This is a genomic window from Brevundimonas sp. R86498 (genome assembly GCF_044598075.1).
Taxonomy (GTDB): domain Bacteria; phylum Pseudomonadota; class Alphaproteobacteria; order Caulobacterales; family Caulobacteraceae; genus Brevundimonas.
Map to the genome: position 1 here is coordinate 1867073 of NZ_CP139004.1, position 26489 is coordinate 1893561.

Consider the following 26489-nt stretch of genomic DNA (forward strand, 5'->3'; position numbering starts at 1 on the left):
TTTCGCGCAAGTCCGATCGCCTGACGGCTCTCGGGCGCTCAAGCCCTCTCCCTCCGGGAGAGGGACGCTCAATCCCCCAGCGCCGCCCGCCCGATCCTCACCGCCTCATCGACCGTGACCGCCACGACCTCCGCCGGACCTGTCCCGCAGGCCATGGCCAGCAGCTCGGCGGCATCCCCGCCCGGAGCCGCTGCATAAGCCGGCTGCCCCTCGGCCATCGCAGGGCCCTCGACCCCGCCCACGGCGACCGAGGCGAAGTCCAGCCGGTCCGCCATCCCCGCCTCACAGTCGAACCGCCACCACGACCAGCCGCCCCAGTAGCGCGTCGTCCCGACCGTGAAGTCGTCTTCGACCACCTGCAGCGACCGCATCCGCACCCCGTCCGGCCCGCGCGCGATCGTGGCCGCATCGGCGAACACAGCGAACCGCCCCACGCCGGTCAGGACCAGCTCATGCGCGGGCGCGGCTGGGACATCCGCCTGGATCATGCGACCAGCTTCTCGGCCTGGCTCAGGTCGACGCTGACCAGCTGGGACACGCCCCGCTCCGGCATGGTCACGCCATACAGCCGGTCCATCCGGCTCATGGTCACGGGGTTGTGGGTGATGACGATGAAGCGGGTGTCCGTCCGGTTCCGCATCTCGTTCAGCATCCGGCAGAACCGGTCGACATTGGCGTCGTCAAGCGGCGCATCGACCTCGTCGAGGAAACACACCGGCGCCGGATTGGCGAGGAACACCGCAAAGATCAGCGCCGCCGCCGTCAGGGCCTGCTCCCCGCCGCTCATCAGGCTCATGACCGCCAGCCGCTTGCCCGGCGGGCAGGCGAAGATCTCCAGCCCCGCCTCCAGCGGATCGTCGGACTCGACCAGTTTCAGCTCGGCCTGACCGCCGCCGAACAGCGCCTCGAACAGGCTTTTGAAGTTGTCGTTGATGACGTCGAAGGCGGCGGTCAGCCGCTCGCGGCCCTCGGCGTTCAGTTCGTCGATCCCGTCCCTCAGCCGGGCGATGGCGGTAGTCAGGTCCGAGCGCTCCAGCCGCATGGTGTTCAGCCGTTCGGAATACTCCCCGACCTCGTCCTCGGCCCGCAGGTTCACCGCCCCCAGCTGCTCACGCTCCCGCTCCAGCCCGTACAGCAGGTTCTCGGCCCCCGCCGCGTCGGGCGGCCGGGCGATGGCGTCATCGCTCAGCTTGCGGCCCAGCTCCTCGGGCGACATCTGCGCCGTCTCGCGCAGGTGGGCCTCGCTCTCGACCAGCCGGGCGGCGGCGGCTTCGGCATGGGCGGCCAGGCCGGCCCGGGCCTCCCGCGCCGCCGACGCCGCGGTCTCGGCCGCCCGGGCTGCCCGGTCGGCGTTGCCCGCCTCGCTCTCGGCCACGGCAACAGCATCAGCCGCCGCCTTGCGCCGCGTCTCCGCCGCCGTCAGCGTGTCCATCAGTTTCGTCCGCTGCCCCGCCAGGGCCTCGGGGGCACGTTCCGCCTGCAGAAGGGCGGCGGCGGCCCGGGTGGCATCCGCCTCCAGCGCCTTGATCCGCTCGGTGCTGCCCGCCGCCCGTCCGGCCCAGCCCTCGCGGTCACGCTGGAGGGCGGCCAGCCTCTGGTCCCGGCCGGTCCGCTCGCGCGCCTCCGTGTCCCGCTCCGCCCGCGCCGCCGCCGCCGTCGCACGGGCAGCCTCCGCCCCGGTCCGCGTCCCGGCCAGTTCGGCTCGCAGCCCGTCGAGGGCTTCGGTCGGGGTCCCGGCCTCGCCGGTCTCCGCCAGCGCCACCCGTGCGGCCTCCGCATCTTCGGTCAGGCGCACCACCGCCTCGTCCAGCGCCTGGGCCCGCGCCTCGCGCCGGGCCGCGTCCCGCGCCAGGGTTTCGACCCGTTCGCGCGCCGCCGTCACCGCCTTGTCCGCCGCAAACGGAGCCAGCCGGGTCGTCTTGACGGTCTCCTCGGCCGCCCGGAAGGCCTCGGTCGCCGCCTTCAGCGCGCCTTGGACCCGCTCCAGCGCCGGCTTGCCGGCATCGATCTCCGCCTCCAGTTCCGCCAGCCGGCTCCGCTGGGCCAGCCGCACGGCGGCGGGGCGGGGGGCCTCGGCCCGGCTGACGAAGCCGTCCCAGCGGTACAGGTCGCCCTCCGCCGTCACCAGCCGCGCACCCGTCGGCAGCCCCTTCGCCAGCCGCGCCGCATCCCCCTTGGCCACCACCCCGCACAGCGCCAGCCGCGCTGCCAGCGCCGCCGGGGCCGTCACATGATCCGCCAGCGGCGTCACTCCGGTGGGCCAGACCGGCACCGGCGCCTCGGCTCCCGCCCAGTGCGCCGCCGCCCGGGCGTCCAGCGCCGCGTCCAGATCCTCGCCCAGCGCCGCCGCCAGCGCCGCCTCGAAGCCCTTGCCGGCCGACACCTGGTCCAGCGCGGGCGGATGATCGCGCCGGGCCGAGACCAGCAGGGACGCCAGCCCCCGGGCCTCAGTCTGCAACCGGCCCAGCCGGTCCTCGGCCGCGCGCGCCGTCGTGCGCGCCTCCTGCTCGGCCCGCGCCAGATCCCCGCGCCGGGCTTCCGCCGCCTCGACATCGGCCCGTGCCGTGGCCAGGGCGGCCGTCGCGCTTTCAAGAGCCTCCAGCGCCGCCGCTCGCTCCGGTGTCTCCAGCGGCCCCAGCGCCTCGCGTTCTCGGCGGGCGGCCTCCAGCGCCGCGACCGCCCGCGCTACCCGCGCCTCCGCATCCCGCCGCCGTGCCGTCTCGGCCTGGGCCCGGGCTTCCAGCCCGGCCAAGGCCCCCGCGACCCGTTCGACTTCGGCGTCCGCAGCGCGCCGTCCGGCCTCGGCCGTTTCCAGCGCCCGGTCCAGCTCCGGTCCCCGCGCCGGGGCCGCCGCGACCTCTGCCTCCAATGCCACGATCGCCGTGTCCAGCCGCGCCAGCTCGGCCCCGGCGTCCTGTGCCAGGGTCGCCTCGCGTTCGCGATCGGTGCCGATACGGGCGATCTCGGCTGTCAGTCTTTCGACCTCGGCCCGCGCCTGCCGTTCGGCCATGTCCAGCCGGTCCCGCTCCAGACTGGCGCGGTGCAGCAGGGCGGCGGCCACCGCATCCTCCTCGCGCGCCGGCTTAAGCCCCTCCTGGGCCGTCAGGGCCGCCGTCTGGGCCCGCGCCGCCGCACCTGTTGCCTCGCCCACGGCCCGTTCGGCCTCCGCCTGCTCCGCCGCCGCCGTCTCCGCCGCCACGCGCGCATCGTTCCAGCGCACGAACAGCAGGGCCGCCTGCAGCGCCCGGATCTCCGCCGAGATCTTCCTGTACTTCTCCGCCTGCCGCGCCTCGCGCTTGAGCCGCCCCAGCGCCGTCTCCAGCTCGCGGCCGATGTCGTCCAGCCGGTCCAGATTGGTCTCGGCCGCCCTCAGCCTCAGCTCCGCTTCATGCCGCCGCGTATGCAGGCCCGCGACCCCGCCCGCCTCTTCCAGAATCCGCCGCCGGTTCTGGGGCTTGGCCGCGATCAGCTCGCTGATCTGCCCCTGACGGACCAGGGCCGGAGAGTTGGCCCCGGTCGAGGCATCGGCGAACAGCAGCTGCACGTCCCGGGCCCGCACCTCCTTGCCGTTGATCCGGTAGGTCGAGCCCTGGCCCCGGTCGATTCGCCGCGACACCTCCAGAACCGCGCTGTCGGTGAACGGCTGGGGGGCCTTCCTCTGGCTGTTGTCGATGGTCAGCTTGACCTCGGCATGGCTCCGGGGCGGGCGGTTCGACGCCCCCGAGAAGATCACATCGTCCATGCCCGAGCCGCGCATGGCCTTGGCCGAGTTCGCGCCCATGACCCAGCGCATCCCCTCCAGCACATTGGACTTGCCGCAGCCGTTGGGCCCGACGATGCCCGTCAGCCCCGGCTCGATCTGCACCTCGGCCGGATCGACGAACGACTTGAAGCCGACGAGCCGGAGGCGCTGGAACTGCATTCCGGCGTCAGGACCGGGGCAGGAGGGGGCGGATGGCGGCGCTCAGTCCCTCCAGCGAGGTGTCCGCCACCCGCTGTCCGTTGACGAAGAAGGCCGGCGTGCCCGGGACGCCCGCGGCCACCGCCCCGGCCATCTCGGCCCTCAGGCTGGTGAGGGTCGCGGGGTTCGCGAGGCAGGCGTCGACCTGCTCGGGCGTCCGCCCGCTGCGGGCAATGGCCGCCGAGAACCAGTCCGTCACCGGCCCGCCCTCCAGGAGGGCTGCCTGTCCGATCATCAGGCTTCCGGCCACGTCGAAGAACTGCTCCGGCGCGGCACACAGCCCGATCCCCGCCGCGCGCGCCGCGACCTCGACCGGCGGCGTTGGCAGGTTGCGGAACACCAGCCGCACCTGTCCTGTGTCCACGAACCGGGCCTTGAAGCCCGGCAGGATCGACGTGTGCCAGTGGGCGCAGTGCGAACAGGTGAACGAGGCATATTCGATCACCGTCACCGGCGCGTCCGCCCGCCCCAGCACCCGGTCCGCAGCGGTCACCGCAGGCGGAGGGGCGGTCTGGGCGGAAGCCGCGACCGGGGCCGTCACCAGAATGAGGGCAATAAGGGCGCGCCGTATCAGAGTCATGGGATCAGCTCGCGGCGAGGATGGCGTCGATCTTCTCCGACAGGCCGGCCATCGAGGGGTCGCTGACCTTCTCGCCGTTGATGAAGAAGTTCGGCGTGCCGGTGACACCGGCGTCCAGGGCCGCCTTGATCCGCGTGTCCATCGCCTTGATGGCCTCCTCGTCGGTGACGCAGGCCGCAAACTGCTCCTCGCTCAGGCCGGCGCCATTGGCGATGCGCAGCAGAACCTGACGCGGCGGGGCGCCGCCCAGCAGTTCCGGCTGGCTGGCCATGATTTCCTCGATGACGGGGAAATATTTGTCCGGCCCGGCGCAACGGGCCATCAGGAAGCCGGCCACCGCGACCGGCTGGGGCGAGGTCGGGAACTCGCGGAAGACATAGCGCACCTTGTTGGTGTCGACATATTTGGCCTTGAACTCGGGCCAGACCTGAGCCTGCCAGGCGGCGCAGACGCCGCAGGTCACCGAGGCATATTCCACCACCGTAACCTTGGCCCCCTCGGGTGCGCCCTTGGCCATGTCACCCTCGGCCGCCGCTCCGCCAGACGCGCCACCGCTGCACCCGGCCACGGCCACCATGGCCGCCAGTGCCGCTGCGGTCAGCGCCGCGCGGCGGCTCATCGAGGCATATTTGAAGGGGCCGCTGGCGCGCATGGCGTCTTCCTCTGGGTTACGTCGTCGGATGATCGCGCGATTCCCCGGCGGGCGCGCGGTTTCCACCACTGTCGAGAACAGGTGCGGCAGGAAAAGGTCAAGAGCCGGCGTGCGGAAACTGCCGATCCCGCTCCGACCTCTGTCCCTTCACGCAAATTTCCCATTGCGGGGTTGTCAACCCGCAACTTTGGCGCGAGACTGGGGAAGTGCTGCTCAGGAGCCCTCGATGCGGACCGCTTTCGCCCTGCTGGCCGTGCCTCTTTCGCTGGCCTTTGCCCCCGGGTCGGCGCTTGCCCAGACATCAGGATGGGGCGGATATTACCTCGGTGCGTCAGCGTCCTGGACCGGGGGGCGGAACGGCGAGATCGATGCGACGATCGACCCCTTCAGGGATGCGCGTTTTGACTACACCCGCAACGCGGGGAGGCCCCCCAGGACAAGTACGTTCCAGCGCGAACGGAATATCGAGGGCGCCGGCGGTTTCGACGGCCGCGCCGGTCGTCTGTTCGAGCGCGGCGACTGGGTCTGGGGCATTGAGGTCCAGAGCGGCGGGGCCGCACTGGACGAGCGCTTCTCGATCGGCCCGATCGACGCCGATCCCCTCGCCTATGGCCCCGGGGGAGAGCTCGCCTATGTCTTCGGCAGCAACGACACGCTCGCTGCTGACCTCGATATCGGCGTGCAAACGTCGGTCAGGGCTCGCATCGGCCGGCCGATCAGCGATCGTGTTCTCCTGTCCGCCTTCGCCGGGCCGTCTGTCCTGCGGGCTGATCTCAAGCTCCGCCAGGACAGCACTGTCCAATATGCCGCCCTTCGATTCACCACGGTGCTGCCTGGCCGCCCCTATACCGTCCCCTATCTTGTCGATCAGTCCGTAGCCGGGGAGGAGAGCGGACACGTCACGGGCGGGACGATCGGGGCTGCCGTCGACGTCAAGCTGACGGAACGCTGGCTGGTTCATGCCGAGGGCAACCTGTCGCGATACGGGGCGATCGAGGCCCAAACGCCAGCTTATGCCGGGTCTGGAAGCCGGTTCTCCTACGCACCAACGCTCTATTCGGTCAGCCTCGGTCTGGCTTACCGGTTCTGATGACGCACGTGGACGTTCAGCCTATGGCCGACCTACCGGCCCCGCCGCTTTGCCTCGTCTGACAATACCGCCCGGCCCAGTCCCGCGAGGGCGACCCTCAGGGCGTCGGGGGCCGTTTCCACAGACTTTGCCAGCGCGGCCTCGGCTCCGGCGTCCAGCGGATCGATCCGCCGACGGGCCCCTTTCGTCGAGGCGGCCGGCACCAATGCCTTCACCGGCCCCTGGGCGATCCGCAGCTTCTCCACGGCACCTGCGCCAAGGAACAGGTTCACCCGCGCCAGAATGTCGGCCGACTGGTGCTGCACCAGCAGGGCGGCGGGCCCCGCCACGCGCAGCTCCAGCGTTCCCCCGCTCCCGGCCCGGCCCCGGGTCAGCTTCTGCGGCCGGGTGACGCGGGCCAGCTGGTCGCCCACGATCTCGCGCCAGCGCGGCTCCAGCGCGCTGGCGCCCCGCCCGAACTTCTCGTCCAGTTCCTTGATGAAGGGGGCGAGGGCCCGCCCGGCCGGAGGCGCGGGCCGCGGCACGGGCCGGGTCCTTCGCCGCGACAGGATCTCGCGGGTTTCGGCGTCTGTGGGCAGGTCGCGTGCCATGGGGACAGGTTAGCAAAGATCCGCACCAATTTCTCCCTCCCCTTCAGGGGAGGGGCGTCGCGCAGCGACGGGGTGGGGGCGCCCGGCGGGCCGCGCGTCGTCGCCCCCACCCGGTCTTCGCTTCGCTCCGACCACCCTCCCCGAACGGGGAGGGAGGCGCTATGGCACGTGCCATGCTCCCCGCCGACACTGCTGCCCTGCGCGCCGCCCTGCTGAACTGGTACGACGCCCATGCCCGGAGCCTGCCGTGGCGCAGCCCCCCCGGGTCGGAACGGCGCACCGACCCCTACCGGGTCTGGCTTTCCGAGGTGATGCTGCAACAGACCACCGTCCCCCACGCCACCCCCTATTTCGAGCGGTTCACGACCCGCTGGCCGACGGTGATCGACCTCGCGAACGCAGAGGACAGCGACCTGATGGCCGCCTGGGCCGGGCTCGGCTACTACGCCCGGGCCCGCAACCTGCTGGCCTGCGCCCGCGCGGTGGCGCGGGATCACGGCGGCGTCTTCCCCGACACCGAGGCCGGCCTGCTGGCTCTGCCGGGGGTCGGGGCCTACACCGCCGCCGCCGTCGCCGCGATCGCTTTCGACCGGCCCGCCAATGTCGTCGACGGAAATGTCGAGCGGGTCGTCGCCCGGCTGTTCGCGGTCGAGACGCCGGTGCCGGCCGCCCGGCCCGAACTGAAGCGCCTGGCCGCCACCCTCGTCACCGATGATCGCCCCGGCGACTGGGCCCAGGCCCTGATGGACCTCGGCTCCAGCGTCTGCCGCCCGAAATCACCCCTGTGCCTGATGTGTCCCGTGTCCGGCTGGTGCGCCGGCCGGGCTACCGGCGCACCGGAACGCTATCCGCTCAAGGCGGCAAAAGCCGCGCGGCCGCACCGGCAGGGGATCGCCTGGGTGCTGCGGGACGGGCAGGGGCGGGTGGCCCTCGTCCGCCGCCCGGACAAGGGCCTGCTCGGCGGCATGGTCTGCCTTCCGACCGGGGACTGGTCCACCGGTCCGCTTGATGACCGCCCTCCGGTGGCGGCCGACTGGATCGATGCCGGGGCCGTCGAACACGTCTTCACCCACTTCTCCCTGACCCTGTCCGTCCGGGTTGCGGAGGGACAGGGCGACCATCTCTGGACGTCCGAAGCGGAGGCGCTGGCGGCCCTGCCAACCGTCTTCCGCAAGGCGCTGGAACGCGGTCTGGCGATGTCGCGGGTCTGACCGGGCGGGCACTTGCCAGCGAGAGGAATTTATTCCATCATGCCCCTTGCGATCACCCGCTCGCATCCCATGTCTGCCTGACATTGGTCTTTGACAATCTGGCACACGCCCTATCCCGAGCGGACCATCCGGACCATCCGGACCATCCGGACACTGTTTTTGGGTCCGGCAACGCGGCTACCGCGTCGTGACGACCTTCAGATCACCGACCCGGTTCCTCGGCATCACCACCACCTGGCCGCCCAGCCGTTCGAACGCCAGATCGACGGAGGCCTCGCCGACCTGCAGGCGACTGATGGTCAGGCGTTCGATGCCGGCGGGCAGGGTGGGGGCGTCAACCGTGATGGTCCGCGTCCGCGCGTCGATCAGGATGCCCAGCGCCGCCTGCAGCATCATGAACACCGATCCTGCCGCCCAGGCCTGGGGCAGGCAGGCGACGGGATAGGCGATTGGCCCCTCTCCCGGCTCGCGCTCGAAGCCGCAGAACAGCTCGGGCAGCCGCATCTGGAAATGGCTGGCGGCGGCGTAGATCTCGCCGAGGATCATGGCGACGGCGTCGCGCTCGCCATAGCGGGCCATGCCGGCGACCCCCAGCGAGGTGTCATGCGGCCAGACCGAGCCGTTGTGATAGCTCATCGGGTTGAACCGCGCCTGGCCCCGGGCGAGGGTCCGCAGGCCCCAGCCGGAGCGGAACTCTGCCCCCAGCAGACGGCGCGTGACCGCCTCGGCCCGCGCCGCCGAGGGCAGGCCGGTGAACAGCAGATGCCCGGCGTTCGATCCGATCGCCTCGCAGGGCCGGCCGTCCCCGTCCAGGGCGATGGCATAGAACTGTTCGTCCTCCAGCCAGAAGCGGTCCTCGACCAGCTGGCGAACCTCGTCCGCCCGTCTCTGCCAGGCCCGTGCCCGGCCGTCCGTCAGCTGGTCGCCCAGCTCGGCCATGGCTCGCCACGCCGCATAGGCATAGCCCTGCACTTCCAGCAGGGCGACCGGCCCCTTCGGAAACCGCCCGTCCTTGTGAAAGATCGAATCCTCGGAGTCTTTCCACCCCTGGTTCGACAGCCCCGTCTCGGCCGCCCGCTGATAGTCGATCAGCCCGTCGCCGTTGCTGTCTCCATAGTCCCGCATCCACTCCGTGGCCGCGATCAGATTGGGCCACAGGCTTCGGATCAGCTCCAGATCGCCGGTGCGCCGGGCATAGGCCCCCGCCAGCGCGACGAACAGACAGGTCGTATCGACCCCGCCATAGTAGAGGCCAAAGGGCACCTCGCCGAGGCCGCTCATCTCGCCGCCCCGGGTCTCGTGCATGATCTTGCCGGGCTGGCTGTCCTGAAAGGCTGAGGTCTCCGTGGCCTGACGGCTCGCCAGATAGGTCAGCACCCCCTTCGCCAGTGACGGGTCCAGCCACAGCATCTGCCAGGCGGCGATGATTCCGTCCCGGCCGAACGGTGTCGAGAACCACGGCGTCCCGGCATAGGGATAGGGGCCGGTCGGCAGGTCGGTGGTCAGAAGGGCGACGTCGGCCCGCGACTGGTCCAGCCAGGCGTTGAAGCGCGGGCTGCGCGGTCCGCGCACCGAGGCCCCCCGACGGCGGCGGCGGCGCATGGCCAGCCGGGCGGCCACCGCATGCTCCCGCCAGCGCTTGACGTCGGGTGTGGCGCACGCGTCCAGGCCGCACTCGATATACAGATCCATGGCCTTGCCCATCGGCAGGCTGAACATGAACTCCGCGCGGGATCCCGTCAGCCGGGCAGGGGGCTCGGAGAACGCCAGGCAACTGGTCCGCACGATCCCGTCCAGCCCGGTGTAGCGGAAGGTGACCCGACGACCGTCCAGCGTCGGGGCCTCGTTGGTCCCCCGCGTCTCGCGCCGCGTTCCCCGCACCTGGAAGATGTCGGCGAAATCGGCCCCGAAGTCGAAGGCCAGCGGCAGAAGCACATCCTCCACCCCGTGATTGACCATCCGAACCCGCTCGAACAGCCGCTGATTCCAGATGAACCGCCGCCGCTCCAGATGCAGCACGCCTGCCGGTGCAGACCGCCCGCCCATCGGTGGCAGGGGCCGGTTGGTGGTGTGGGCCGTGAAGAAGACATTGTCCCGGGATACGCCCGAGCTCAGCCGCGACGGCCGGGCCAGGCCCGCCGTCATGACGAAGCGCGACAGGATCCGCGTGTCCCGGTCGAACAGCCCGTCCGCCCCGCCCTTCAGATCCCCCCAGGGATCGGCGACCAGAAAGGTGTCGCCATCCTTCAGCGCCTGAAGAGTGTCGAGCCCGCCGGTCTCCGCGCTGTCCGCTGCCGTCTGCTGAACCGAATAGCCGTCGTCCATGAAGCCTCGCTGGTTTGGCGTTTCACCAGCAGTCTGGCTGTCGAATACGAAGGGAAAATGGTCTTCGAATGATTTGGTTCAGGCGTTGGCCGCGAAGCTTCGCTCTTCCCGCAACGGGATCACAACCTCCGGCAGGCCCGGCTCCGCATAAGGTCTGACCGCCAGCAGGTCACCGTAAACGTCCAGATACCGGCGCGCCATCGCAGTCGCCGAGAATCGCAGCTCGAACCGGGCGCGGACCGCCTCCCGATCCAGCAGGGTCGCCCTGTCCGCCGCCGCGACAGCCTGCTCCAGCGTATCGACCAGAAAGCCCGTGGCCCCGTCCTCGATGATTTCGCTCGTGGACCCGCAGCGGAACGCCACAACCGGTGTGCCACAGGCCATCGCCTCGATCATGACCAGACCAAACGGCTCCGGCCAGTCGATCGGGAACAGCAGCGCGTCGGCCCCGCCGAGGAACTCGGACTTCTGATGGTCGCCGATCTCACCGATGAACTCGATCAGCGGGTGGTCCAGCATCGGTTTGATCTTCGTCTCGAAGTAGATCTTGTCAGCGGCATCGACCTTGGCCGCCATCTTCAGCTTGCGGCCCAGCTTGATGGCGATCTCGATCGCCCTGTCCGGGCGTTTTTCGGGCGAGATGCGGCCAAGGAAGGCCAGATAGCCGTCGGACTTCGGCGAGAACCGGTACTGCTCGGACGGCATGCCGTGGTGCACGGTCGCCTTCCAGTTGGCAAAGGCCAGTGGCCGGCGCTGATGGTCCGAGATCGAGACGAGACCGAACTCGGGCCACCGCTCGTAGACCTCTGGCAGATCCTTCATGTCCAGCCGCCCGTGCAGTGTCGTCAGCGTCTTGCCGGCGATCCGCTGGAAGAAAGGGAAGTGGATCATGTCCGTGTGGAAATGGATCACATCGAAGTCGTCCGCCCGACGCAGGACCTCGGACAACAGGGTCATATGGGCCGCCAGGTCCGACTTCAACGGGGCCGGGTCCAGCCGGATCGCCTGATCCCGGACCGGCACCAGTCGCGCCCGCGTGCGGGCTTCGGCTGAAGCGAACAGGGTCACCTCATGGCCCAGGTCGACCAGGGCATCCGTCAGATGGGCGACCACGCGTTCGGTTCCGCCATAGAGCTTCGGCGGCACGGCTTCATACAGCGGCGTAACCTGAGCGATCTTCATGGCGATGTTCCCTCGCCCTTACAGCGAGGGCGCCAATCGAAAACCGTCGTTCGAACGATCGGTTCCGTCGCCAGAAGTGGATTTTTAACAAGAATTCCGGTCGGTTAGGAAGGCGCCCTGTGTACGCTGGCGCTCACTGCATCCCGGCCCGGACTTCTGCCCTGAGCGCATCGATCGACCGCAATCCGGTGTCCGACCGGAAGCGCCAGTAGGTCCAGCCGTTGCAGGCGGGCGCGTTCTCCAGCAAGGCTCCCAGCTTGTGGATCGAGCCGGAAAGCTGACCGGATACCAGCGAGCCGTCGGCACGCACCCGCGCCTCGCGTTCGCCCTTGGGGCAATACAGGACATCGCCGGGGGCGAGCAGGCCTGCCTCGACGAGGGCCCCGAACGGCACCTTGACCTCGGCCCGCTTGGAGCCGGTGACCACGAGGTCTTCCGCCCGCGCCGGCAGGATCGCCTTGATCCGCTTCTCGGCGACCTTGATGTAGTCGGGGTCGCGTTCGATGCCGATGTAGTGCCGCCCCAGCCGCTTGGCGGCGGCACCCGTGGTGCCGGTGCCGAAGAAGGGATCTAGGATCACATCTCCCGGCCGCGTCGCCGCCAGGATTACCCGGTGCAGGAGGCCCTCCGGCTTTTGCGTCGGATGCGCCTTCTTGCCGTCCTCTCCCTTGATGCGTTCCTCGCCGGTGCACAGCGCCAGCGTCCAGTCTGACCGCATCTGCGTGTCTTCATTGAAGGCCTTCAGCGCGTCGTAGTTGAAGGTGTAGCGCTTCTGCTGGCGTGACTTGGCGGCCCAGATCAGGGTCTCATGGGCGTTGGTGAAGCGCGTGCCCTTGAAGTTCGGCATCGGATTGGTCTTGCGCCAGACAATGTCGTTCAGGACCCAGTAGCCCAGATCCTGGATCGCCGAGCCCAGCCGGAAGATGTTGTGATAGCTTCCGATCACCCAGATTGAGCCCTCGTCCTTCAGCACGCGGCGGCACTCCGTCAGCCAGTCGCGGCAGAAGGCGTCATAGGCGGCGAAGCTGTCGAACTTGTCCCAGTCGTCGTCCACCGCATCAACCCGGGAGTTGTCCGGCCGCAACAGGTCGCCGCCGAGCTGCAGATTGTAGGGCGGGTCCGCGAAGATCATGTCGACCGACCGGTCCGGAAGACGGCGCAGAACGTCGAGGCAATCGCCCCGGTGGATGACGTCGGTCTTCAGATCGGTCACGCGAAACAGCCTCTTGGTTAAGCGACCGCGAGTCTGAACGTTCAGGGTTAAGGCGCGGTAACCGTCTTCCTGCTGACATCCATGTGCGGGTCGCCCGGGCGCTGTCGATCGGCCTGCTGCGATCGCCGGCTGTCACTCCTGTTACGACACAGTTTTTTAATGAGATTCAGGCGACTGTCGAACTTGGGTATGATTCGGGTGGGGCAGATGCAGGGCAGCCGACCGGTACGGATGGCAGCGGCGATTGCGTTTGCGATGCTGGCCTCGCTCCTGCCAGCCCTGAGCGTCGCGGCCCAGCCCCGTTCACCCTTTGTGGTCGCCGCCCTCTTTCCTCCCTGGTGGAGTGTGGACCGTGCGCGGGCTGCGGCGGAAGCGGCCGGCGTCGTTTCGAGGGTTGGTCGCGCCAATGTCATCGTCGTCTACGGCGGGCTGGATGTCAGCCAGGATCTGAGACGTGAAGGGGCCTGGGCGATCGTCGATCCCCGGATCGCAAACTGTGCAACGGACGGAGCGCTTCGATGATCCTGCAGGCCAGAACCCTGGACGGCCAGCGGCGGGGCGGCGTCGTCGTCGTGGTCGCCCTCTCCTGGTTGCTCGCGCTCGTCGGCGGCGGCATTGCGATGACGTCCGAGGCGTCCGGCGGACTGTCCGCCCTTGTGCCTTTTGCCGGCGTCGCCGGCGCAATGACCGCCCTCCTTCTGCTCGTGGGACATGGCGGGTTCGGCCGCGCGCTTCAGTGCGTCCTGCTGATGGGCCAGGTGTCTCTGGTCGTCGCCGGTGCCCGCGCCACGGCCTACCAGCTCGATATGCACATGCTGTATTTCGCAGCCCTCGCGGTCACGATCATCTTCTGCGACTGGCGGGCGATCCTGGCCGGTGCCGCGACCGTCGCCCTGCACCACCTGGTCCTAAGCTTCGTGATGCCGGAAATGGTGTTCCCGGGTTCCGCCAGCCTGCTGCGGGTGGCGATCCACGCCATCATCCTCGTGATCGAGGCCGCCACCCTCGTGTGGGTCGCCATGAGCACCGTGTCGATGTTCCAGATCAATGCCGCCAGCATGAAGGAAGCCTCTGATGCGAGCGAGGCCGCAAGGCTTGCGGACACGGAGGCGGCCCGGGCGAAGGAAGAGACAGCGGCGCGCGAACGCCTGCTGATGGAACAGACGGCGGCGCGTGACAGGATCCAGCGCGAGGAACAGGCGCTTGTCGTGTCCGAGACCGCAAGGGGGTTGTCGTCGCTCATGAGGGGCGAACTCGACTACCGCATCACGGCGGAGTTCCCCGAGACCTACGTGTCGCTGAGAAACGACTTCAATGCCGCGGTCGGCAAGCTGGAACAGGCCATGCAGGTCCTGAACCAGAACTCCGGCGGGATCAGCGCGGCGGCTGGCGAGATCAGCGCCTCGTCCGACAACATGGCGCGCCGCACCGAACGTCAGGCCGCCACGCTGGAGGAAGCGGCGGCGGCGCTCGACGAGATCACGGCCAACGTCGGCGCGACCTCGAAGCGCGCGATCGAGGCCGGGGCTCTCGTGGTCTCTGCCGAAACGGAGGGTCGCCACAGTGGCGAGGCTGTGGCCCGCGCGATCGAGGCCATGAACAGCATCCAGCAATCCTCAGCAGAGATCAGCCAGATCATCGGCGTGATCGACGAGATCGCCTTTCAGACCAATCTGCTGGCGCTGAATGCCGGGGTCGAGGCCGCCCGGGCCGGCGACGCAGGTCGAGGGTTCGCCGTGGTCGCGACCGAAGTCCGCGCGCTGGCCGAGCGGTCTGCGAACGCCGCCCGGGAAATCAAGACCCTGATCGCGACCAGCGCACGGCAGGTCGAAGAGGGGGTCGAGGTTGTTGGCGCGACGGGGACCGCGCTGAACGGTATCGCGGGCAAGGTTTCAGCGATCAGCGCCCTCATGTCCGAGATTGTCGGAGCGGCCCAGCAACAGGCGACGTCGCTTGATGAAATCAACCAGGCCGTCTCGCAGATGGACCAGGCGACCCAGCACAGCGCTGCGGTTGCCGAGGAGTCGACGGCGGCCAGCCACAACCTCGCGCGCGATGCCGATGAGCTGGCGAGCCTTGTCCGGCAGTTCCGGATCAGTCCTCCAGAACAGTCCGGCCAGGCCGGGGCCCGGACACGGCGACTCGCGGCCTGAGCCGGCAACATCCCCCGCTGCCGCAGCGCGATCAGGCCACCGGACCGCAATTGCATAAACCGGAGCCGTGCGGGTTTCTTCGGTCCGGCGGTCCCGCTAAGACGCGGCGATGATCGCTCGTCTTCGCCCCGTTCCGTTCGCGCTTGGCCCCGTCCATTTTGTCGGCATCGGCGGTATCGGCATGAGCGGGATCGCCGAGATCATGCTCAAGATCGGCTACGCGGTTCAGGGGTCTGACGCGAAAGCCAGCGCCAATACCGAGCGCCTCGAGAAGCTCGGCGCGCGGATCTTCATCGGCCATGATGCCGCCCACGTCGGCGAGGGGGTCTCTGCCGTCGTCTATTCGACAGCGGTCAAGGCGACCAACCCCGAGATGATGGTGGCGCGCGAGCGGCGCATCCCGCTGGTCCGGCGCGCCGAAATGCTGGCCGAACTCATGAGGCTGCAGTTCTCGATCGCGGTCGGCGGCACCCACGGCAAGACCACCACGACGTCCATGGTGGCGGCCCTGCTGGACGCGGCAGGCCTCGACCCGACGGTGGTCAACGGCGGGATCATCAACGCCTATGGCACCAACGCCAAGGTCGGCGACGGCGACTGGATCGTGGTCGAGGCCGACGAGAGCGACGGCAGCTTCCTGCGCCTGAAATCGACCGTGGCTATCGTCACCAATATCGATCCCGAACACCTCGACCACTACGGCGACTTCGACGCTGTCCGGAAGGCGTTCTGTGATTTCGTCGAGAACATCCCCTTCTACGGCTTCGCTGCCGTCTGCCTCGATCACCCCGAGGTCCAGCGTCTGGCCGCCTCGATCGATAACCGCCGCATCGTCACCTACGGCATGAACCCCCAGGCCATGGTGCGCGCCGACAAGGTCGAGATGAGCCCGGACGGAGCCCGTTTCGACGTGTTGATCCAGGGCCGGGGCCACGGGCCGCTCGAGGAGCCAGTCCGCATCACTGATCTCCACCTTCCCATGGCCGGCTGGCACAATGTCGCCAACGCTTTGGCCGCCATCGCCGTGGCGCGCGAGCTGGATGTGTCCGACGAGGCCATCCGCACGGGGCTCGCCGCCTTCGCCGGCGTCAAGCGGCGTTTCACCACCACGGGCGTGGTCAATGGCGTGCGGATCATCGACGACTATGGCCACCATCCGGTCGAGATCGCCGCTGTGCTCAAGGCCGCCCGTCAGGTGGCCGAGGGCCGGGTCATCGCCGTGGTTCAGCCTCATCGCTTTACCCGGCTGCGGGATCTGCTGGACGAGTTCTCGACCAGTTTTTCGGACGCCGACAGCGTGATCGTCGCGGACGTCTATGCGGCGGGGGAGACCCCGATCGACGGCGTCGATAAACAGGCGCTGGTCGACGGCATCCGCCGCTATGGTCACCTGCGCGTCTCGGCGCTGGAGAACGCGGCGGTGCTGCCGCGCGTCATCGCCGAAGAGGCGAAAGCTGGCGATGTGGTGGTCCTGCTGGGGGCCGGGGACATCACCAGCTGGGCCTACGCCCTGCCGGCCCAGCTTGAAGCGCAAGCCAGCTAGGCGGACAGGATCATGGCCTGGCGTGACACCCTCCCTGACGTCCGCGGCAAGCTGCTGCTGGACGAGCCACTGGCACCCTTCACCTGGTTCCGTGTCGGCGGTGCGGCAGAGGTGTTGTTCATTCCCGCGGATGCTGACGATCTGGCCATCTTTCTGAAGGCGCTGGCCCCGACCATCCCGGTGACCGTGCTCGGCGTCGGTTCCAACGTGATTGTGCGCGACGGCGGGGTCGAAGGGGTGGTGATCCGTCTGGCGGGTCGGCCGTTCGCCGGGATCACCGCAGATGGTGACACAATCACCGCCGGCGCGGGTGCGCTCGATGCCATGGTCGCCAGGGCCTCCGCGAAAGCCGGCATTGCCGGGCTGGAGTTCTACGCCGGCATTCCGGGCACCATCGGCGGGGCCCTGACCATGAATGCGGGCTGTTACGGTTCGGAGACAAAGGACGTGCTCGTCTCGGCGTGGGGACTGACCCGGTCGGGTGTCCGGGTCGACTACGCCCTCGCCGACTTTGGCTACACCTATCGCCACTCCGAGGCCCCCTCGGACATCCTCTGGATCGAGGCCGACTATCGCGGAACGCCCGATGACCCGGAGGCCGTCGCCGCCCGCATCGCCGAGATCACCGCCCGGCGTGAAACGACCCAGCCGATCCGGGAAAAGACCGGCGGCTCCACCTTCAAGAACCCGCCCGGGCATTCCTCGTGGAAATTGGTCGACGAGGCGGGCTGGCGCGGCCGCCTGCACCGCGTCACCGGCGGCGGGGCCATGTTCAGCGAATTGCACAGCAATTTCATGATCAACCCGGGTGAGGCCACCGCGGCGGATATCGAGGGTCTGGGAGAAACCGTCCGCGCTGACGTTCAAAGTAAACGCGGTGTAAACCTTGAATGGGAGATCAAGAGGATCGGCCGACCCCTGTAACCCGCGCAGAACGCTCCGGATCGCTTATGACCCGCCCGCTGAAAGACCTGCACGTCGCCGTCCTGATGGGCGGTCTCTCCTCCGAGCGGGAGGTGTCGCTGTCCTCCGGCAAGGAATGCGCCGACGCCCTGGAGGCTCAAGTCGCGAAGGTCTCCCGGATTGATGCCGGCCGCGACCTCGCCTCGGTTCTGGCCGCCCTTAAGCCCGACGTTGTGCTTAACGCGCTGCACGGGGAATGGGGCGAAGACGGTTGCGTCCAGGGCATCCTCGAGACCCTCCAGATTCCCTACACCCACTCCGGCGTCCTCGCCTCGGCCCTGACCATGGACAAGGACAAGACCAAGGCCGTGCTCGGCGCGGCCGGCGTCAGGGTGCCGGGCGGCGGCCTGTTCGACCGCCACGAGGTCGCCCGCCGCCATGTGATCGAGCCACCCTATATCATCAAGCCGAATGCCGAGGGCTCCTCGGTCGGGGTCTATCTGGTGCCGGCCGGGGCTAACGGACCGCAGGCCGAGGTCGGATCCGAGGACTGGGTCTACGGCGAACAGGTGATGGTCGAGCCCTATATCCCTGGCAAGGAGCTGGCGGTGGCCGTGATCGGCGAGGCGACCGGTCCCCGAGCCCTGACCGTGACCGACATCACTCCGGTGAAAGGCTTCTATGACTATGAGGCCAAATACGCCCCGGGCGGATCCGTCCACAGACTTCCGGCCGACATTCCCGCCCATGTTTTCGAGGCGGCCCTGCGGGAATCCGAGCGGGCGCATACGGCCCTGGGCTGTCGCGGCGTCAGCCGGTCCGATTTCCGTTATGACGATGTTAAGGACGATCTCGTCTTGCTGGAGGTCAACACTCAACCCGGTATGACGCCCACCTCTCTGGTTCCGGAGCAGGCGGCCTGGGTCGGGATGAGCTATCAAGATCTGGTCCGGTGGATGGTGGAGGACGCCTCATGCCCGCGGTAGTCCGCGGCGGTCGGCGCGCGAATGCGGCGTCGATGCCGAAGCGAGGCGGGGGCCCGAAAGCCTCGGGCGGCCGGGGGCGAGCGCCACGCGGCAGCGCCGGGGGCGTGCCCGGAAAGATGGCGGCGCTGGGCCGACTGGACCTGACCCCTCGCGCGGTCGTCCTGTCGATCTGCGCCGGCGTCGGCGTGCTGGTTCTGGTGCTCGCCACCGGGGCGCGGGCCGAGCGGATCGAACACTCCTTTCAGCAGGGCGTGGACCGCCTGACGACAGGGATGGGCCTGAAGCTGCGCCGCGTTCACATCACCGGCGCTTCGGCCGAAGCCACGCCGGCCATCCAGCGCGCTCTGGACGTCCAGGCGGGCCAGCCGATCACCGGTCTTGATCTGGCGGCCCTGCAGGCCAGCGTTCAGGCCGTGGGCTGGGTCAAGGAGGCCCGTGTGGTTCGTCTTCTGCCCGATACCCTCATGGTCTCCGTAGTCGAGCATGATCGTCTGGCCATCTGGCAGACCGGGGGACGTGTCTTCGTCATCGACAGCGAAGGGCGCGCCATCCCCGGGGCGGACCCCGGCCGCTATCCTGATTTGCCCCTGATCGTCGGAGCCGGGGCGGATGAGGCGGCGGGCGATCTTCTCGGCCTTCTCAGGGAACGGCCCCGGCTGATGAGTCGGGTCGACGCCCTGGTCCGCGTGGACGAGCGGCGCTGGGATCTGCGGCTCCGGGACGGGGGACTGATCCAGTTGCCAGCGGTCAAACAGGAGGCGGCGCTTATCCAGCTCGACGCCCTCGATCAGCGAGAGCGTTTGCTGGAACTGGGTTTCGCCCGGATTGACCTGCGGACCGAGGGTCAGGTCGTGGTGCGTCCCGGCCCGGGCACCCAGGACAATCAGGTCGAGTAGAGGGCGACAGCAAATATGGCTGGCAAGAAGATGGATCCCTCGATCGAGGCGGGCAGGGCGGTTGCGCGCGCGCCGGTCGTCGCGGCCCTCGACCTCGGGCAGTCCAAGGTCGCTTGCTTCATCATGAAGCCGGACGGTGTTCGGCACGCCGACCGGACGATCCGGGTCGCCGGGGCCAGTCATGTCCAGTCCCGGGGGGTGCGGGGCGGTGCGATCGTCAACATGGACGAGGCGGCCCAGGCCATCGGCCACGCGGTCGAACGGGCTGAGCGGACCGCCGGCGCGCCCGTCTCCGGCGTGATCGTCACCACCGCCATTGGCCAGATGGCCAGCCACCGCGTGCGCGCCAAGGTGTCCCTCGGGGCCGGGCCGGTGGGGGATGCTGACCTCGCCCGCGCCATCGGCATGGCGCTTGCCCAGATCCGGCTGCCCAACCGGCGGCCGATCCACGTCCTCCCCATCGGCTGGTCGGTGGACGGCGCACGCGGCGTGCACGACCCGCGGTCCATGCATGGCGGGTCCCTGGGCCTGGACCTTCTGGTCGTCTCAATGGCCGAGGGGGCCTTCGCCTCGCTCAGCCATTGCCTGGAACTGGCGCATCTGGACCTGCAGGGGGTCGCTGCGGCCCCGGTCGTGTCCTCGCTGGCCTCTCTGGAAGAGGACGAGATGGATCTGGGCTGCGTCTGTATCGACATGGGCGGTGGATCCACCAGCGCGGCGGTCTGGGGCGGACGCTCGTTGCTGCACATCGAATCCCTGAACATCGGCGGCGACCATGTGACAGCCGACATCGCCCGTGGCCTGTCGACCTCGCGTGCTGGGGCCGAACGGCTCAAGACCCTGCACGGCTCGGCCATGGCCAGTGCCAATGAGGACCGCGAGATGCTGGAGGCCCCCCCACGCGGCGAGGACGCTGCGGCCGGTCCTGTGATCGTCCCCCGCGCCATGCTGAAGACCGTCATCGCCCCGCGGGTCGAGGAGACACTGGAGCTGTTGCGCGATCGCTTGCGCGACGCCGGTGTGGGTCTTGAGCCCGGGGCGGGTCTGGTGCTGACCGGCGGGGCCAGCCAGCTGAATGGCGTGCGCGAACTGGCCGTCCGGGTCTTTGATCGCCCGGTCCGTCTCGGCCGCCCCCAGCGTGCGCCCCACCTCGCCGACGCCGCCTCCGGTCCGGCCTTCTGCTCTGCGGCGGGCGTCCTGCTGCGCGCCGCCTATGGCCCGCGCGAGGCCGTTTCCGCCCGCAAACTGATGTCGCGCCAGATCACGGCGGCTGACGCCCCCCGCGTACATGGCGGCAACCTCGTCGCGCGCGCGGCGGGATGGCTGCGGGAGAACCTCTAGGGCCCAGGGGCTGGTTCCCTCGAAAAAAGTGCCGGCGGGAACAGCCCGCCGGCACCGCAGGCTTTGTGGTGATTGCAGACGCTAGAAGTTGCCGGCAATCGTGAACAGATAGGTCCGGCCAATCACGTCGTTCACAATCCCGAGGTCTTCGCGGGGACCCCGAGAGTTGAAGAGGTTGTTAACAGTAAACCGGACATTGACATCATCGCGCAGCTGGTAGGCCGCTGTGTAGTTTGCGGTGATAAAGCCTTCGCGCTTGAAACCATCCGCCTGCTCGATGACCGTCGCGAGATTTGTCTGGACGTTGTTGACTGTGCCACTGTTGCGGAACAGCGTCAGGCGGTGGTCGAACTTGTCCATCCGGTGAGCGATGTCCGCACGGAATTCCCACTCCGCGAACCCGGGTTCACCCGCGTTCTTGTTCGTGTCGAGGAAGCTGCCGGAACCTGAAGTGTCATACTGTTGCAGGTTGTAGGCAGAGCCGGAGAGGTAGATGTCACCCCAGCTTGCGGCCCTTGATCCCACCAGGTCCGCGAGGGCGAAGTTGTAACGCGCCTCGATGGTGAGGGCTCTCAGGCGTACGGCCGCCAGGTTGAAGTTTGGATAGATGTAGAAAGAGGTGTTGAACGGCGCATTGGCGAATGCCGGCGCGCCGGGGTTGGACTGCGGGATGACCGGATTTCCCGTGAGCGCATTGACGGACGGATTGACATAGTTGCCGTCGGCGTCGCGGGTTCCGAAGTAGAACAGGTCGCAAGCTGGCGTGCCCGAGAGTTCGGAGTTGGGGAACTCGACGACGTCGAAGCACTGGTTGATCGTTGTGGGTATGCCCACAAGACCGACCTGACCGGTGACTTCTGCCTCATAGTAGTCGGCGGCGAGCGTAAAGCGCGGGATCCAGCGCGGCGTCAGCGTGAAGCCGTAGCCCAAGGCCTCCGACTCCTCATTGTTGAGGAATGGATTGCCGGCGGTCGCTGCCGGGCGGCTTCCGGCGACACCAGTGTAGGTCGAGAGAAAGGCTTCCGCCGCTGCGCGGTCTGGAGCAGCACCGGTCAGGACGACGGCGGTGATGCAGTTCTCTCTGCGAACAGCAGGATTGGGGCCCTGGCCGATTGCGCTGATGGTGCAAGGCACACCGATCGAGTTCACAAATCCGGAGCCGGGAGCTCCATACAGCTCGATGATCGAGGCTGATCGGACCGAGGTCGACTGATTCGCCCGGAACTGGAGGTCTTCGCTCACCTGCCAGCGGACGCTGGCCTGATAGACCTCATCCGTCGTTCCTGGCGTGGCCAGTACGCCAAGGTTGTTGGTGTCGCCGTCCCGATCAACGATCCGGAAAGCCCCGCTCAGCTCAAGTGCCTCGACGAACGGCAGTTTGAAGTCCTCACCAAGCAGTGGAATTATGGCTTCATAGCCGTATTCCAGGAACCGCAGTTCCCCATCGCTGCCGAGACCCGTCGTGTTACGTGCTGCACCGGTGGCGAAATCCCGGCCGGGTGTGAACTCGAGCGATTCATTTCTCCACTCGATTTGTGCACCTGCGCTGATCCAGCCCCCCGGAAGACGGAAGATCTCGCCGCCGAAGGAGGCCTGCAGGTAGTGCTGTCGCGCTTCATTGGTCGAGGACGTATCGGCGATGATGTAGTCACGCAGATCGTCCGTGATCGTCGCATTGTTCTCGCCCATAACATTGAACGGGACGCAGGCGGCAACCTGCTCGCGAGTCGGGGTGCGGCTAAGGGTGGAGTTGATCGCGTTGAGGCCAGGATTGCGGATGGCGATGCTCTCCGGCGCGGCCAGGGTCTGCTGGCGGCAGACCGGGCCGTTTGGCCCCTGGACGACGTCGGTCGCGAGGGCGAATTCGATGTCCAGGATGTTCTCCCCGATGTTGAGAACGCTGTTCTGTCCGTAGACGTAGGAGCCGTCCCAGTAGAACTGGCGACCCCAGAGGCCGAACTCCCCCTCGAGGGAATGGGCGGTGCGGAACAACTCGACATCGTTCCCACTCTCGACCGGTCCGCCATAGATGTCAGCCAGGGCCCGGCTTACGTACATGACCCTTTGACCATCGAGGGTCGGGACAGTCAGGCCTTGGGCAACCAGATTCGACACTGTCGCGCGGTTTGCAGCCGAGAAATACGGGTTCTGGTCGATGTACAGCGGGATGGCGCGATTGCCGGCTGTAGTTGAGCCTGCCGCGCTGTTGGAGTCGACGCCGGCTACGGAGCGATACTGGATGTCGCTGTACAGATATTCACCCCGGTACGTGATGCTGGGCGTTATGTCGAACCGGGTCAGGCCGGAAAGGCTCATTCGTTCCGTGGCGGACTGGAGGTTTCCGTACTGGCGTTCTCCGTTGGAGAAGCCATCCCCGCCGATGTTTGTGCCGAAGGTGCCGAGAGAAGGATCTCCAGTGTTGTAGGCAACCAGGTTGCCGGAGGCATCGAACTGGAGTGGGACAGCGATACGCGGGAAGAGCGCCGAGGTCGCCGGGTTCGTGTTGGCGATGGTCGGGAACAGGCCCAGCGGGCCCTGGGTGCCGGAGCCGGTTGCGCCGTAGAAGGTCCCGATGAACAGGTTTGGATTGAGTGAGGGATTGGCCGCAAAGTATTCAGCCGGCGTCGGCCGATTGCGCTGCAGGAGATTTAGCGCCAGGGAATTCTGCTGGGCACTCGTCAGACCGGCCAGGCTCGTGCCCGGCGACAGGGTGTTGATCACCGACGCCGCTGTAACACCGGATGGCAGGCTTGACGGCGCGAAGAAGGAGAAACCCTGAGGATCCGCCGCGCGGCCGGAAAGCGTGCCGGCGACCGGCGCATTGGGGATGATGAAGCTTGACGAGGTTATGCCGGACGGGAAGCTGCTTCCCAGTGTGAGAATACCGCCACCGGTGAAAAGGCCATTGCGGGCCGGCCCGGCGTAAATATTGGTGCGCTGGAAGTCAGAGGTTCCAGGCAGGAAGGCACTTGCGGGTGCCGTTGGTGAGCCGAAGGGCTCAGGGTTCCTCACAAAGCCGTTGCGAGGGTTCAGGATCGCAGTCGGGTCGATTGTATAGGACCGGTCTCCCCCGGTCATGACAAGCGCCTGATCAAAGTAGTCGAGTGCCAACGTGACGTTGGCCCTGTCATCGTAGAAATTCTTGCCCCACGTTATAGCGCCGCGGTAGCGGTCGCCGTCCCCATATTCAGTGACGCCATATTGGGCGAGGACGTCGAAACCATCGAAGTCGTCCTTGAGAATGAAGTTGATGACGCCACCCACCGCATCGGCACCATAGATTGCACCGCCGGTGAGGGGTGTGACTTCGGTCCTGGCAATCAGGGAAGGGGGCAGGGCGGTGATATCGACCTGCGCTCCCGTGGCATTGTCGGGCACAAAGACTGTGGCCTGGTTTCCCGAGATGAAGCGACGGCCGTTTACGAGGGTTAGCGTCCGTTGCGTCCCAAGATTGAAGAGGTCGGCGAACGCAAAGTTGTCCCCGAATTGGCCGTTCGCACCGCGCGAGTTTGAACCCGCGCCGACCAGGGGGATATCCTCGATCACATCGATCGCGTTGCCGACCGCTGTTCGTTCGAACTCCTCGGCGTCAACCTGGATCACCGGCGTGGGCAGATCAAAGCGCTCGCGACGAAGGCGGGAGCCAGTGACGACAACTTCCTCAACGTCGGTCGCATCCTCATCCTGGGTTGCGGCAGATTCTGTGGCCTGACTTTGGGCATGCGCAGGCAATGCCGTAAGGCAAAGCAATCCCGCGAGAATGGTCGTGCCCAAGAAGAGTTGCCTTGACGCCATCATTTTGTGCCCCCTGAGAGTTGAACTGCGATGACCAACCAGTCCGCCGGGACCTCGAAGTGGCAACCCTTTTCCGCCAGATTTCAGCCATGTTTGTGAACTTTTTCCCCGACCGTCATCGAGATATCACAGTGTCCGGCGAACGCCGCTCTCTCCGCAGCAATGGCAGGTGCGCCCCCTTTTTGAATTTCCGGTAGTCTCGCAAAGCGTCCGACTCACGCTATCCGGTAACCTTCCCTTAAGGGCGTTGGGTGTCTTCTTAACGCGCTCATAACCATTGCGAATCGGCGGGGATTCTCAGCGGGCACGTCAAGGGCAGGGTCGGAAAAAGGTCGGTTACGGAATGTCTCTCTCGCTGGTGCGGCCCTCGGCCACGGAACTGAAGCCCCGGATCGTCGTGTTTGGCGTCGGCGGCGCGGGCGGAAATGCGGTCAACAACATGATCGACGCCGGTCTCGAGGGCGTCGAGTTCATTGTTGCCAACACCGACGCCCAGCACCTGTCCTTCGCCAAGACCGACCGACGCATCCAGCTCGGCGAGACCATCACCCAGGGCCTGGGCGCCGGTGCCCACCCCGAGGTCGGCATGAACGCCGCCGAGGAATCCGCCGACGAGATTCACGCGCACCTTGAAGGCGCACATATGGTCTTCATCACCGCCGGCATGGGCGGGGGGACTGGCACCGGTGCCGCGCCGATCATCGCCAAATGCGCGCGTGATCGCGGCATCCTGACCGTCGGTGTGGTCACCAAGCCCTTCACCTTTGAAGGCCGCCATCGCATGCGTCTGGCCGAGGCCGGCATCGCCGAGCTGCAGCGCTACGTCGACACCCTGATCGTCATTCCGAACCAGAACCTGTTCCGCGTCGCCAACGAACGGACCACCTTTGCCGACGCCTTCGGCATGGCCGACCAGGTGCTGCACTCGGGCGTGCGTTCCATCACCGATCTGATGATCCTGCCGGGCCTGATCAACCTGGACTTCGCTGACGTCCGCGCCGTGATGTCTGAAATGGGCAAGGCGATGATGGGGACGGGCGAGGCCTCGGGCGATGACCGCGCCCTGCTCGCGGCCCAGAACGCCATCGCCAACCCCCTGCTGGACGAAACCAGCCTGAAGGGTGCCAAGGCCGTGCTGGTCAACATCACCGGCGGTCTGGATATGACCCTGCTGGAAGTCGATGAGGCCGCCAACGCCATCTCGGCCGAGGTGGACGGCGACGCCAACATCATCTTCGGTGCCGCCTTTGACCCCGCGCTGGATGGCAAAATCCGCGTCTCGGTCGTGGCCACCGGCATGGACGAAGGGATGGCGCAGAAAGTCGAGCCCGCGCCCCGCCAGAGCGCGTGGCAGGACAGTCGTCCGGCCCCGGCCCCGGCCGCAGCCCGTCCGGAGCCCCGCAGCGCTGAGCCCGTACGGCGTGAGCCGGCTGCCGCCGAGTCGCGCCGGGCACCCGAACCCGCGCCCGTCGTACCGACGTTTCAGAACCCCGCCCCGGTCGCGCGCGCTCCCGAACCTGTAATCCATGTGGCCGAGGAACGGTATCTGGAGCCGATCGTCGATCCGTGGGTCGAGGCGTTCGAGCAGGATCATCTGCGGTCCGAGAGTGACGTCGAGCCGGCCACTCCGGTGAGCCAGGGTGACCTCTATATGGACCGTCCGGCTCCTGCGGTGCCCGCGTCTGACTACGCCGAACCGTCTTATGATGAGCGTGACCATCGCAAGTCGGGATGGAGTCTGTTTGGCAAAAAGCCTCGCACCCCGATGGCGTATGCGCCTCCTGCACCGGCAGCTCCACGGGCACAGCCCCAGCCGCAGCTGCGCCAGACGGCGCAGCCGCAGCCGTCCACGGACCCGCGCGGGGCCGAGGACGATCTGGAGATTCCCTCTTTTCTCCGTCGCCTCGCCAACTGAAGCTTCGGCCCATCGTCAGCAGAGGCGCGGGAGAACCCGCGCCCCTTGGCCTGTCTGAATCTGGTTAAGCCAGCGGTAACAATTCGAAACCCGACTTTGGTTTTCGCTGGTCGAACCTGCCGTTAGGGATCGATCCTCGACCACCACGCGCTC

19 protein-coding genes are annotated in these 26489 nt (G+C 67.7%); 10 read left to right on the top strand and 9 right to left on the bottom strand.

From position 1 onward, the window contains the following. Positions 1 to 68: 68 nt before the first annotated feature. From SJY26_RS09085 to SJY26_RS09100, 4 genes are read right to left on the bottom strand one after another with little or no spacing between them, the layout of a single operon-like run. Positions 69 to 488, bottom strand: coding sequence for a hypothetical protein (locus SJY26_RS09085; RefSeq protein WP_396592736.1), 420 nt, complete (start codon positions 486 to 488; stop codon positions 69 to 71). Beyond that, entirely contained in the window at positions 485 to 3922 is a 3438-nt protein-coding gene (gene smc / locus SJY26_RS09090) for a chromosome segregation protein SMC (RefSeq protein WP_396592737.1), read from the bottom strand. The genes SJY26_RS09085 and smc overlap by 4 nt, the downstream gene beginning before the upstream one ends. Before the next feature lie 7 nt (positions 3923 to 3929). Next, on the bottom strand, positions 3930 to 4541 hold the full coding sequence (locus SJY26_RS09095; protein ID WP_396592738.1) for a thioredoxin domain-containing protein: 612 nt from the start codon (positions 4539 to 4541) through the stop codon (positions 3930 to 3932). 4 nt (positions 4542 to 4545) lie between these two features. Continuing rightward, positions 4546 to 5193: a DsbA family protein gene (locus SJY26_RS09100; RefSeq protein ID WP_396592739.1), complete on the bottom strand. Its 648-nt coding sequence runs from the start codon at positions 5191 to 5193 to the stop codon at positions 4546 to 4548. Positions 5194 to 5419: 226 nt separating this feature from the next. On the opposite strand from SJY26_RS09100, the gene SJY26_RS09105 reads away from it, so the two are divergent. After that, positions 5420 to 6283 carry an outer membrane protein gene (locus tag SJY26_RS09105; protein WP_396592740.1) on the top strand — a complete coding sequence of 288 codons (864 nt, stop codon included), beginning with the start codon at positions 5420 to 5422 and terminating at the stop codon, positions 6281 to 6283. Between the two features lie 32 nt (positions 6284 to 6315). Here the strand turns inward: SJY26_RS09105 and SJY26_RS09110 are convergent, their stop codons facing one another. After that, entirely contained in the window at positions 6316 to 6873 is a 558-nt protein-coding gene (locus SJY26_RS09110) for a DUF721 domain-containing protein (RefSeq protein WP_396592741.1), read from the bottom strand. Between the two features lie 161 nt (positions 6874 to 7034). Here SJY26_RS09110 and mutY point away from each other — a divergent pair, with 161 nt between their 5' ends. Beyond that, entirely contained in the window at positions 7035 to 8084 is a 1050-nt protein-coding gene (gene mutY / locus SJY26_RS09115; protein WP_396592742.1) for an A/G-specific adenine glycosylase, read from the top strand. Between the two features lie 177 nt (positions 8085 to 8261). Here the strand turns inward: mutY and SJY26_RS09120 are convergent, their stop codons facing one another. The 3 genes from SJY26_RS09120 to SJY26_RS09130 all read right to left on the bottom strand — a co-directional run bounded on the left by SJY26_RS09120 (position 8262) and on the right by SJY26_RS09130 (position 12804). Beyond that, the gene (locus SJY26_RS09120) at positions 8262 to 10409 is read right to left on the bottom strand and encodes a glycogen debranching N-terminal domain-containing protein (RefSeq protein ID WP_396592743.1); all 2148 of its coding nucleotides are present in this window, start codon (positions 10407 to 10409) and stop codon (positions 8262 to 8264) included. Between the two features lie 78 nt (positions 10410 to 10487). Next, on the bottom strand, positions 10488 to 11591 hold the full coding sequence (locus SJY26_RS09125) for a glycosyltransferase family 4 protein (RefSeq protein WP_396592744.1): 1104 nt from the start codon (positions 11589 to 11591) through the stop codon (positions 10488 to 10490). A gap of 133 nt (positions 11592 to 11724) precedes the next feature. After that, positions 11725 to 12804, bottom strand: coding sequence for a site-specific DNA-methyltransferase (locus SJY26_RS09130; RefSeq protein WP_396592745.1), 1080 nt, complete (start codon positions 12802 to 12804; stop codon positions 11725 to 11727). A gap of 255 nt (positions 12805 to 13059) precedes the next feature. Between SJY26_RS09130 and SJY26_RS09135 the strand changes: the two genes are divergently transcribed. The 7 genes from SJY26_RS09135 (at position 13060) to ftsA (ending at position 20626) form a co-directional block, all read left to right on the top strand. Further along, positions 13060 to 13326, top strand: coding sequence for a hypothetical protein (locus SJY26_RS09135; RefSeq protein WP_396592746.1), 267 nt, complete (start codon positions 13060 to 13062; stop codon positions 13324 to 13326). Next, positions 13323 to 14957, top strand: a complete 1635-nt coding sequence (locus SJY26_RS09140; protein WP_396592747.1) for a methyl-accepting chemotaxis protein — start codon at positions 13323 to 13325, stop codon at positions 14955 to 14957. Before SJY26_RS09135 ends, SJY26_RS09140 begins: the two co-directional genes overlap by 4 nt. Before the next feature lie 109 nt (positions 14958 to 15066). After that, complete coding sequence (gene murC, locus SJY26_RS09145; RefSeq protein WP_396592748.1) at positions 15067 to 16500, top strand: UDP-N-acetylmuramate--L-alanine ligase; 1434 nt, start codon at positions 15067 to 15069, stop codon at positions 16498 to 16500. Between the two features lie 12 nt (positions 16501 to 16512). Next, on the top strand, positions 16513 to 17424 hold the full coding sequence (murB, locus tag SJY26_RS09150; RefSeq protein WP_396592749.1) for a UDP-N-acetylmuramate dehydrogenase: 912 nt from the start codon (positions 16513 to 16515) through the stop codon (positions 17422 to 17424). A 26-nt stretch (positions 17425 to 17450) separates the two neighbouring features. After that, the gene (locus SJY26_RS09155) at positions 17451 to 18389 is read left to right on the top strand and encodes a D-alanine--D-alanine ligase (protein ID WP_396592750.1); all 939 of its coding nucleotides are present in this window, start codon (positions 17451 to 17453) and stop codon (positions 18387 to 18389) included. Then, positions 18377 to 19285, top strand: a complete 909-nt coding sequence (locus SJY26_RS09160; RefSeq protein ID WP_396592751.1) for a cell division protein FtsQ/DivIB — start codon at positions 18377 to 18379, stop codon at positions 19283 to 19285. Before SJY26_RS09155 ends, SJY26_RS09160 begins: the two co-directional genes overlap by 13 nt. A 15-nt stretch (positions 19286 to 19300) precedes the next feature. After that, the gene (gene ftsA, locus SJY26_RS09165) at positions 19301 to 20626 is read left to right on the top strand and encodes a cell division protein FtsA (protein WP_396592752.1); all 1326 of its coding nucleotides are present in this window, start codon (positions 19301 to 19303) and stop codon (positions 20624 to 20626) included. 81 nt (positions 20627 to 20707) lie between these two features. On the opposite strand, the gene SJY26_RS09170 is transcribed toward ftsA, so the two are convergent. Next, positions 20708 to 24400, bottom strand: coding sequence for a TonB-dependent receptor plug domain-containing protein (locus tag SJY26_RS09170; RefSeq protein WP_396592753.1), 3693 nt, complete (start codon positions 24398 to 24400; stop codon positions 20708 to 20710). 364 nt (positions 24401 to 24764) lie between these two features. Between SJY26_RS09170 and ftsZ the strand changes: the two genes are divergently transcribed. Continuing rightward, on the top strand, positions 24765 to 26336 hold the full coding sequence (gene ftsZ, locus SJY26_RS09175) for a cell division protein FtsZ (RefSeq protein WP_396592754.1): 1572 nt from the start codon (positions 24765 to 24767) through the stop codon (positions 26334 to 26336). Positions 26337 to 26489: the final 153 nt, after the last annotated feature.

Coding starts and splice junctions, on each gene's coding strand:
- SJY26_RS09120 (WP_396592743.1), bottom strand. CDS start 10,409: ATGGACGACGGCTATTCGGTTCAGCAGACGGCAGCGGACAGCGCGGAG.
- SJY26_RS09110 (WP_396592741.1), bottom strand. CDS start 6,873: ATGGCACGCGACCTGCCCACAGACGCCGAAACCCGCGAGATCCTGTCG.
- mutY (WP_396592742.1), top strand. CDS start 7,035: ATGGCACGTGCCATGCTCCCCGCCGACACTGCTGCCCTGCGCGCCGCC.
- murB (WP_396592749.1), top strand. CDS start 16,513: ATGGCCTGGCGTGACACCCTCCCTGACGTCCGCGGCAAGCTGCTGCTG.
- SJY26_RS09085 (WP_396592736.1), bottom strand. CDS start 488: ATGATCCAGGCGGATGTCCCAGCCGCGCCCGCGCATGAGCTGGTCCTG.
- SJY26_RS09095 (WP_396592738.1), bottom strand. CDS start 4,541: ATGACTCTGATACGGCGCGCCCTTATTGCCCTCATTCTGGTGACGGCC.
- murC (WP_396592748.1), top strand. CDS start 15,067: ATGATCGCTCGTCTTCGCCCCGTTCCGTTCGCGCTTGGCCCCGTCCAT.
- SJY26_RS09155 (WP_396592750.1), top strand. CDS start 17,451: ATGACCCGCCCGCTGAAAGACCTGCACGTCGCCGTCCTGATGGGCGGT.
- SJY26_RS09140 (WP_396592747.1), top strand. CDS start 13,323: ATGATCCTGCAGGCCAGAACCCTGGACGGCCAGCGGCGGGGCGGCGTC.
- SJY26_RS09125 (WP_396592744.1), bottom strand. CDS start 11,591: ATGAAGATCGCTCAGGTTACGCCGCTGTATGAAGCCGTGCCGCCGAAG.
- ftsA (WP_396592752.1), top strand. CDS start 19,301: ATGGCTGGCAAGAAGATGGATCCCTCGATCGAGGCGGGCAGGGCGGTT.
- SJY26_RS09135 (WP_396592746.1), top strand. CDS start 13,060: ATGCTGGCCTCGCTCCTGCCAGCCCTGAGCGTCGCGGCCCAGCCCCGT.
- ftsZ (WP_396592754.1), top strand. CDS start 24,765: ATGTCTCTCTCGCTGGTGCGGCCCTCGGCCACGGAACTGAAGCCCCGG.
- SJY26_RS09105 (WP_396592740.1), top strand. CDS start 5,420: ATGCGGACCGCTTTCGCCCTGCTGGCCGTGCCTCTTTCGCTGGCCTTT.
- SJY26_RS09160 (WP_396592751.1), top strand. CDS start 18,377: ATGCCCGCGGTAGTCCGCGGCGGTCGGCGCGCGAATGCGGCGTCGATG.
- smc (WP_396592737.1), bottom strand. CDS start 3,922: ATGCAGTTCCAGCGCCTCCGGCTCGTCGGCTTCAAGTCGTTCGTCGAT.
- SJY26_RS09100 (WP_396592739.1), bottom strand. CDS start 5,193: ATGCGCGCCAGCGGCCCCTTCAAATATGCCTCGATGAGCCGCCGCGCG.